This is a genomic window from Streptomyces sp. NPDC051136 (genome assembly GCF_044455745.1).
In the GTDB taxonomy this organism is placed as follows: domain Bacteria; phylum Actinomycetota; class Actinomycetes; order Streptomycetales; family Streptomycetaceae; genus Streptomyces.
Genome location: NZ_JBITFE010000015.1, coordinates 174,549 through 181,884 on the forward strand (window position 1 = coordinate 174,549; position 7,336 = coordinate 181,884).

General features: G+C 72.6%; 9 protein-coding genes and 6 tRNA genes. 8 read left to right on the forward strand and 7 right to left on the reverse strand.

Annotated features, from left to right (window positions below):
- Window positions 1–97: 97 nt before the first annotated feature.
- Window positions 98–169, reverse strand: a tRNA-Val gene (locus tag ACIBCJ_RS34025).
- Window positions 170–247: 78 nt separating this feature from the next.
- Window positions 248–700, reverse strand: a complete 453-nt coding sequence (locus ACIBCJ_RS34030) for a TIGR02611 family protein (protein ID WP_362097145.1) — start codon at window positions 698–700, stop codon at window positions 248–250.
- 191 nt (window positions 701–891) lie between these two features.
- Here ACIBCJ_RS34030 and ACIBCJ_RS34035 point away from each other — a divergent pair, with 191 nt between their 5' ends.
- Entirely contained in the window at window positions 892–1,305 is a 414-nt protein-coding gene (locus ACIBCJ_RS34035) for an SsgA family sporulation/cell division regulator (RefSeq protein WP_004002642.1), read from the forward strand.
- 299 nt (window positions 1,306–1,604) lie between these two features.
- Entirely contained in the window at window positions 1,605–2,165 is a 561-nt protein-coding gene (locus tag ACIBCJ_RS34040; protein ID WP_362097148.1) for a CGNR zinc finger domain-containing protein, read from the forward strand.
- Window positions 2,166–2,252: 87 nt separating this feature from the next.
- Here the strand turns inward: ACIBCJ_RS34040 and ACIBCJ_RS34045 are convergent, their stop codons facing one another.
- Both ACIBCJ_RS34045 and ACIBCJ_RS34050 read right to left on the reverse strand, forming a co-directional pair.
- Window positions 2,253–2,432, reverse strand: a complete 180-nt coding sequence (locus ACIBCJ_RS34045; protein ID WP_362097151.1) for a hypothetical protein — start codon at window positions 2,430–2,432, stop codon at window positions 2,253–2,255.
- Window positions 2,433–2,618: 186 nt separating this feature from the next.
- Window positions 2,619–3,071: a hypothetical protein gene (locus tag ACIBCJ_RS34050; protein WP_362097154.1), complete on the reverse strand. Its 453-nt coding sequence runs from the start codon at window positions 3,069–3,071 to the stop codon at window positions 2,619–2,621.
- 190 nt (window positions 3,072–3,261) lie between these two features.
- Between ACIBCJ_RS34050 and ACIBCJ_RS34055 the strand changes: the two genes are divergently transcribed.
- Entirely contained in the window at window positions 3,262–3,786 is a 525-nt protein-coding gene (locus ACIBCJ_RS34055; RefSeq protein WP_362097157.1) for a DsbA family protein, read from the forward strand.
- Between the two features lie 35 nt (window positions 3,787–3,821).
- Here the strand turns inward: ACIBCJ_RS34055 and ACIBCJ_RS34060 are convergent, their stop codons facing one another.
- From ACIBCJ_RS34060 to ACIBCJ_RS34070, 3 genes are all read right to left on the reverse strand, one after another.
- Window positions 3,822–4,646 (reverse strand): GNAT family N-acetyltransferase, encoded by an 825-nt coding sequence (locus ACIBCJ_RS34060; RefSeq protein ID WP_362097160.1) that lies wholly within the window; start codon window positions 4,644–4,646, stop codon window positions 3,822–3,824.
- Between the two features lie 63 nt (window positions 4,647–4,709).
- Window positions 4,710–5,531: an aminodeoxychorismate lyase gene (locus ACIBCJ_RS34065; protein ID WP_362097163.1), complete on the reverse strand. Its 822-nt coding sequence runs from the start codon at window positions 5,529–5,531 to the stop codon at window positions 4,710–4,712.
- Complete coding sequence (locus ACIBCJ_RS34070; protein ID WP_362514491.1) at window positions 5,528–6,592, reverse strand: chorismate-binding protein; 1,065 nt, start codon at window positions 6,590–6,592, stop codon at window positions 5,528–5,530. The genes ACIBCJ_RS34065 and ACIBCJ_RS34070 overlap by 4 nt, the downstream gene beginning before the upstream one ends.
- Window positions 6,593–6,769: 177 nt before the next feature.
- Between ACIBCJ_RS34070 and ACIBCJ_RS34075 the strand changes: the two genes are divergently transcribed.
- From ACIBCJ_RS34075 to ACIBCJ_RS34095, 5 genes are all read left to right on the forward strand, one after another.
- Window positions 6,770–6,842, forward strand: a tRNA-Gly gene (locus ACIBCJ_RS34075).
- A gap of 37 nt (window positions 6,843–6,879) precedes the next feature.
- A tRNA-Cys gene (locus tag ACIBCJ_RS34080) sits at window positions 6,880–6,953 on the forward strand.
- Between the two features lies 1 nt (window position 6,954).
- Window positions 6,955–7,026, forward strand: a tRNA-Val gene (locus ACIBCJ_RS34085).
- A gap of 36 nt (window positions 7,027–7,062) precedes the next feature.
- A tRNA-Val gene (locus ACIBCJ_RS34090) sits at window positions 7,063–7,134 on the forward strand.
- Between the two features lie 20 nt (window positions 7,135–7,154).
- Window positions 7,155–7,226, forward strand: a tRNA-Val gene (locus ACIBCJ_RS34095).
- The last annotated feature ends 110 nt before the right edge of the window (window positions 7,227–7,336 follow it).

Below are 7,336 nucleotides of genomic sequence, written 5' to 3' on the forward strand. Positions count from 1 at the left end.
CGGGCGGGCCGGGCGGCGCCCCCCCCCCCCCGCGCCCCCCCCCCCCGCGCCCCGCCCCCCCCCCCCCCCCCCCCCCCCCCCCCGCCTGATGATCCGGTGGGCGATACTGGGTTCGAACCAGTGACCTCTTCGGTGTGAACGAAGCGCTCTCCCACTGAGCTAATCGCCCGGACGCAGGAAGAACATTACCCCATGTCACAGGCGCCCGTGACCAGCGGGGGCGGCGACGGCGCACCCCCGCGGGCGATCACTGGTCCTTGATCTTCCAGGGCATCTGGAGACCGAACTTCCACAGGTAGACCCCGGCCAGCACGGCGATGATCACCACGCCGATCGAGGTCAGGATGATGTTCCGGCGCCGCACCCGCGGATCGAGGGCACGCTGCGCCGCCTCGGTGACCTTGCGCTTGGTCCAGCGCAGCACCAGCTGGGCCCAGACGAACTCGGTCGCCCAGATCGCCATGCCGCCGAAGATCACGACCCAGCCGGGTCCCGGCAGCGGCAGCATGATGATGCCGGCCACCACGACCGCCAGGCCGACGACGAAGACGCCGACCTGCCAGCTCACGTGCAGCGCACGGCGCGCCTTGATGAATTCCGGCGCCCGCGAACCGAGCGCCCGCTCGGCCGCGGCCTCGTCCGTCCCCGAACGGTCCTCGGCCACGGCTGCCTCGCCGCGCTTGTTACTCCCCGTGTTCATACGGCCAAACACTACCGGAGCGAAACCTGTCACCGGAATGGGTGCAGGACCCGAACGGCCACTCGGCCGGAAGAGTTACCTAAACACACGCAAAACACTCAGAGGGGTTTACAACGGCACCGTAGGTGGCATGTCGATTTCGCCGACGTGCGAATCCCCGAGCGCACACTGAGCGAAAGGCCCTGGCGCTTATGAACACCACGGTCAGCTGCGAGCTGCACCTGCGCCTCGTTGTGTCGAGCGAGTCCTCCCTGCCTGTCCCCGCAGGCCTGCGGTACGACACGGCCGACCCCTACGCCGTGCACGCCACCTTCCACACCGGAGCCGAGGAGACCGTCGAGTGGGTGTTCGCCCGCGACCTCCTCGCCGAAGGTCTTCACCGACCGACCGGGACCGGCGACGTCCGTGTCTGGCCGTCCCGCAGTCACGGCCAGGGCGTCGTGTGCATCGCTCTCAGCTCCCCGGAGGGCGAAGCACTGCTCGAGGCCCCGGCGCGGGCCCTGGAGTCCTTCCTGAAGCGCACAGACGCCGCCGTGCCCCCCGGCACGGAACACCGGCACTTCGACCTCGATCAGGAGCTCTCGCACATCCTGGCGGAAAGCTAGGGCGGGGCCTCACGCCAAGCCGCCCGTCGCCGTCGACTCGGGGTGACGGCACGGGCCAGGACAACCGCATAGGGCACACACCGGCGTCGCCGCCGCGGATCACCGCGGGGGCGGCGCCGGTGCGCTTGGGGGCCGCGCCGTCGCGTGAGGGGCGGCGGGAACGAAGACGGGCCGGCCGCCGTTGTAGGGGGCGACCGACGGCCGGGGCGGGATCGCGGCCGGATCCCCCACCGCGCGAGCCACTACCATCGGCCAGCATCGGCGGGCGCCCGCCCGACCACCAGGCCAGGGAGCGAAACGTGCTGATCACCCACGACACCCGGTGCGCCCTCGACACCGTGGTGGATCTGGTGAACACCGTGCCGGAGGACGAATCGGCTCCGGACGGGCTGCCGGACGTCCCGGCCCTCCAGGAATTCGTGGGAACGCACGAGATCAGCGACGTCGGCGTGCTCTCGGAAGTCGACCTCTCGGCGGTCCGCCGGGTCCGCGGACGGTTCGCGGCGGTCTTCGCCGCCCCCGACGCCCGGACGGCCGCGGGCCTGATCAACGACCTGGTCGCGGCCGCCGGCACCACGCCCCGGCTCACCGACCACGACGGCTACGACTGGCACATCCACTACTTCGCGCCCGGTGCCTCCGTGGCGGACCACCTCACCGCGGACTGCGGGATGGCCCTGGCGTTCTTCGTGGTCGCCGGGGAGCAGGAGCGGCTGCGGCGGTGCGAGGCCCCCGACTGCCGGCGCGCCTTCGTCGACCTGTCCCGGAACCGCTCGCGGCGCTACTGCGACAGCCGCACCTGCGGAAACCGCCTGCACGTGGCCGCCTACCGGGCCCGGCGCAAGGAGGCGGCGGGCTGACGCGCTCGGCGGAGGCCCGGGACGGGTGGGGGTGCTCGGACGGCGACGCGGCCCCCGGCGGGTGACGCCGGGGAGCGCGGGTACGGCTCACAGCAACAGCAGATCGTGCAACGAAGCCATGAGCAGCAGGCACCCGATCACCGCAAGGAAGATCATGAGCGGTGGCTGGGAAAGGGCGAAGAGGCAGCCGCGTGGTGGGTCCTGCTGCCGCGCGGTGTCGCTCTGTCTCGTGTCCAGCTGGGAGTCCAGCTGAGTGGTGTCCGGCATCTCGCCGCGATGATGACGCAGGCGGCGGGGTCCACGCGATCAACACGCTCGTAACGACCGGGAGTTCGTTGAATGTCGCAAGGTCCGGTCACATCGTGATCATTCCGGAGCGCGCACTGTCGGCCTCGGACCGCTGTGTCGTTTCAGCCCGCTCAGCCCGCGGCCGTCGCGTGCGGGCGCCGGTCCTCAGATCCCGTGCTTCTTGAGGATGGCCTCGATGTCGCTGAAGTCGTCGTCACCGCCCCGGGACGCCTTCGCGGGCCTCGGTGCGGGCTCGGCGGCGGGACGGGAGCCCGAGCCGAGGGAGGGCGCGGAGGCTCCCGGCGCCACCGCGTCGCGTCGTGCCGCGGCCCGGGCCTCCTTGCGTTCCTTGCGGGTGCCGCCGCGGCGGCGCTCCACGGCACGGGTGGTCATGAAGAGCACCCAGGCCACGCCGAGCACTCCGAAGCCCGCCCAGGCGACCGGGCTGAAGGCCGTGTCGGCCAGCCACTCGACGACCCCCGTCATCACCAGGCCGACGGGGACCAGCGAGTAGGCGGCGATCCGGGCGGCGGTGAGGAAACGCCTGCGGTACGCGGTGACCGCCGCGATGCCCAGGCCCGCCGCGGACACCGCGGAGCAGACGGTCTCGGCAATCATCCGGTCCTCCAGGCTTGGCTCGGTCGGGCATGAGTACTTCGTCCCTTCCATCCTGCACCGTCCGCCCGGCACGGGGCCATGCCGGGAGGCCGAGATCAGGGAGATCTCGGGGTCGGCTCCTCCGCAGGTGCCGGTGGGCGGCGTACGGCGCCGGTTGGGGCGGCGCGCCGCGGGCTGGGAGGATGGGGGCATGAGCGACTCCTCCCCCGACCGTCCCGCCGCGCCCGTCCTCGACGTCTGGTGCGAGCTCCAGTGCCCGGACTGCCGTACCGCCCTGGACGACCTCCGTGCCCTGCGCGCCCGCTACGGCGACCGGCTGGAGGTGCGGCTGCGGCACTTCCCGCTGGAGAAGCACAAGCACGCCTTCGCCGCCGCGCAGGCCGCCGAGGAGGCCGTCGCCCAGGGCAAGGGCTGGCCGTACGCCGAGGCCGTCCTGGGGCGCGTCGCGGAGCTGGACCGCGAGGGGGAGCCCTTCCTCATCGAGATGGCCCGGGAACTGGGCCTGGACGCGGAGGAGTTCGACACGGCGCTGATCGACGGCCGGCACATCCTGATCGTCGACGCCGACCAGGCCGAGGGCAAGGCGATCGGCGTGACCGGCACCCCGACGTACGTGATCGGCGGCGAGCGCCTCGACGGCGGCAAGAGCCAGGAAGGGCTGCGCGAGCGCGTCGAGGAGATCGCCGACCGGTTGCTCGCCGAGCGGCAGGGCTGAGGACGGGACGGGCGGCCGGACACGGCCGCCCGCCGTCAGAGCAGCGGCTTGCCGTAGCTGTACCGCGTGGTGCGGTAGCCGAGCGACTCGTAGAGCCGTTCGGCCGCGGTGTTCCCGGCGAAGACGTTGAGGCCGATCAGCGAGTGGCCGGCGGCGATCGCCTGAGCCTCGGCCAGCAGCATCAGGGTGCGGCCGTGCCCCCGGCCCCGGTGGGCCGCGTCGGCCTCGACGTCGAAGACGAAGGCCCGGTCCTCGCGCAGCGCCAGCCACAGGATCCCGACCCGCTCGCCCTCCTGCTCCAACACGCTGAACAGCATGTTCTCGGTGTCCGCCCCCTGGGGCAGCAGCACCTCGTGATCGCGGCGGGCCTTCGCGCGGGCGTCCTCCTCGGGCACGCCCCGCTCCATCCAGGTACGGGCGTACTGCTCGGCCTCGTACGCCTGCCACGCGGTGAATTCGTCCGGTGTCATGGGCCGGGCCCGGCTGCCCGCGGGCAGGGCGGGCGGGGTCCCGCCGAGCGGCTTGGCCATGGTGCGGTTGCGCAGGACGTATCCGAGTGCCTCCGCGAGCCGCGTGCCCGCCTCGGCGTCCGCGTCGACGGGTGCCTCGATCAGCCGGCAGCCCCAGCCGCGTGCCACCTCCTCCGCGGCGAGCGCGGCCACGGTGCCCCGGCCGCGCCGGCGGTCCGGGCCGTCGACGCGCAGCTTGCGGATCACGGCCACCGAAGGACCGAGGTCGCGTGAGGTGCCGAGGTGCAGTACGCCGACGGGGCGGCTGTTCACACACACCTGGTAGTGGCGCGAACGGGTCCCGTCGGCGGCGCGCTGGAGCGGCTCGGTCGGCCGCAGGGTCGTTGTCATCACGGCAGTTCTACCCACCGGGCGGGCGCAGGGCAGCCGAATATCGGCGGCTTCGCGGGTCGGTCACGGATCCAGGTCGTCCCCGGACCGCTCCTCGAAGACGCGCATGGCCTTGGCGGTGACCGGCCCGGGGGCGTTCGGCAGTTCACGGTCGTCGACGCGGTGCACGGCCTGTACGTCGCGCAGCGTGGAGGTCAGGAACACCTCGTCGGCGCGGTCCAGGACGTCCAGCGGGAGGTCGGTCTCGCGGGCGCCGGTCCACTCGACGGCCAGGGCGCGGGTGATGCCGGCGAGGCAGCCGGAGGCGACCGGCGGGGTGTGGATCTCGCCGTCCAGGACGACGAAGACGTTCGACCCGGTGCCCTCGCAGAGCTGTCCCACCGTGTTGCCGAACAGGGCCTCGGTGGCGCCCCGTTCGCGGGCCCGGGCGAGGGCGACCACGTTCTCCGCGTACGAGGTGGTCTTCAGGCCGGTGAGCGCGCCGCGTTCGTTGCGGGTCCACGGCACGGTGATCACGGCGGTGGAGTCGGGGCGGCGGCCGGTCTCGCCGAGGGCGACGACGAGGGTCGGGCCGCTCTCGCCGCGGTCGGAGCCGAGGGGGCCGTGGCCGCCGGTGTAGGTGATGCGCAGCCGGCCGAGCGGCATCGGGTTGGCCTCGATGACGGCGGCGCAAGCGCGGCGCACCTCGTCAAGGTCGGGGTCGGGCAGGCCGAGGCCGCGGGCCGAGCGGGTCAGCCGGTCCAGGTGCCGGGTCAGCGCGAACGGCCTGCCGTCCACCGCCTTCACCGTCTCGAAGATGCCGTCGCCCACGGTCAGCCCGTGGTCGAGGACGGAGACGCGGGCGGACCCGATGTCCTGCAACCCGCCGTCGAGCCAGATCTTCACGTCGCCAGCGCCTCTCCACTCTCGTTCGCCTCGTACACCCCCGACGCTACCGCGAGCAGCCGGGACGCCTTGAGTTCGGTCTCCCGCCACTCGCCCTCCGGGTCGGAGCCCCAGGTGATGCCGGCGCCGGTGCCGAAGCACAGCCGCCCGGCACCGCCGCCGGCGGACCGCTCGATCCAGAAGGTACGGATGCCGACGGCCAGCTCGGCGGTCCCCCGGTCGGCGTCGACCCAGCCGACGCCTCCGCAGTACGGGCCCCGGGGCGCGGTCTCCAGCGCGTCGATGATCCGCAGGGCGCTGGACTTGGGGGCGCCGGTGACGGAGCCGGGCGGGAAGGCGGCGTCGAGCAGCTGCGGCCAGCCGGCCTCCGCGGACAGTTCGCCGCGCACCGTGGACACCAGGTGGACGAGGCCGGGGTGCTTCTCCACGACGCACAGGTCGGGCACCGTGACCGTGCCCGTGGCGGCGACCTGCCCCAGGTCGTTGCGGACCAGGTCCACGATCATGACGTTCTCGGCGTAGTCCTTCTCCAGCAGGTCGGCCTCGGTCCGCCCGGTGCCCTTGATCGGCCCGGACTCGACCGTCCGGCCGTCCCGGCGCAGGAACAGCTCGGGCGACGCGGTGGCGATCTCGACGCCGTGCCCGGGCAGCCGCATCGTCCCGGCGTACGGCGCCGGGTTGCCGCGGGCGAGCAGGGCGGTGAGCGCGTCGACGTCGGCGCCGGGGCCGATCGGCGCCGACAGCACCCGGCAGAGGTTGGCCTGGTAGACCTCGCCGGCGGCTATGTGCTCGCGGATGCGCCGCACGGCCGCCGTGTACGCCGCGCGGTCGAGCGACGACGTCCAGTCGCCGGCGGCCGGTCCGCGCCAGGCGCCCGGCAGCGGCGCGGGCACCGGCTCGGTCCGTACGTCCGCGAAGCGTGCGCAGGTCAGGCGCCCCTCGAAGTCCGCGCAGACGGCCCAGAACCCCTCGGAGTCGAGGGCGGCGGGATCGCTCGTGACGTCGAGGAGACCGGTGGCGAGCCGGCCGCCGAAGCGGGCGAGAGGAGGGAGGTCGGGCACACTGCCGAGTCTAGGCCGGTGGCCCCGGCATGACCCGAACGTGCCCTTCCGGGTGCCCTGACCAGGCCCGTGGGTGGACGCACCGCAGCACGCTGCACAAACGCGTTTTTGTACTGGCTCCGGAATCCGCTAGAGTTCATCACGTCGCCGGGCCGCGCAAGCGGACCGAACCGACAGGCGGACGTAGCTCAGTTGGTAGAGCGCAACCTTGCCAAGGTTGAGGTCGCGAGTTCGAGCCTCGTCGTCCGCTCGCAGGACAGGGGGCCTCCCGGGCCTCCTACACTCCTGGTGGAGTGGCCGAGAGGCGAGGCAACGGCCTGCAAAGCCGTCTACACGGGTTCAAATCCCGTCTCCACCTCCAAGGACGATTAGCTCAGCGGGAGAGCGCTTCCCTGACACGGAAGAGGTCACTGGTTCAATCCCAGTATCGTCCACTGATCCGCAAGGATCACCGATCCGTACGGATCCCCGCGCGATTAGCTCAGCGGGAGAGCGCTTCCCTGACACGGAAGAGGTCACTGGTTCAATCCCAGTATCGCGCACGCAGCACTCGCACCATCCCGGACGATTAGCTCAGCGGGAGAGCGCTTCCCTGACACGGAAGAGGTCACTGGTTCAATCCCAGTATCGTCCACACCGAACGAAGCCCCGGCCGTCTCCACGGCCGGGGCTTCGTCGTGGGGGGGGGGGGGCCGCGGGGGGGCCCCCCGGGGGGGCGCGGGGGGGGCGGCGGGGGGGGGCCGG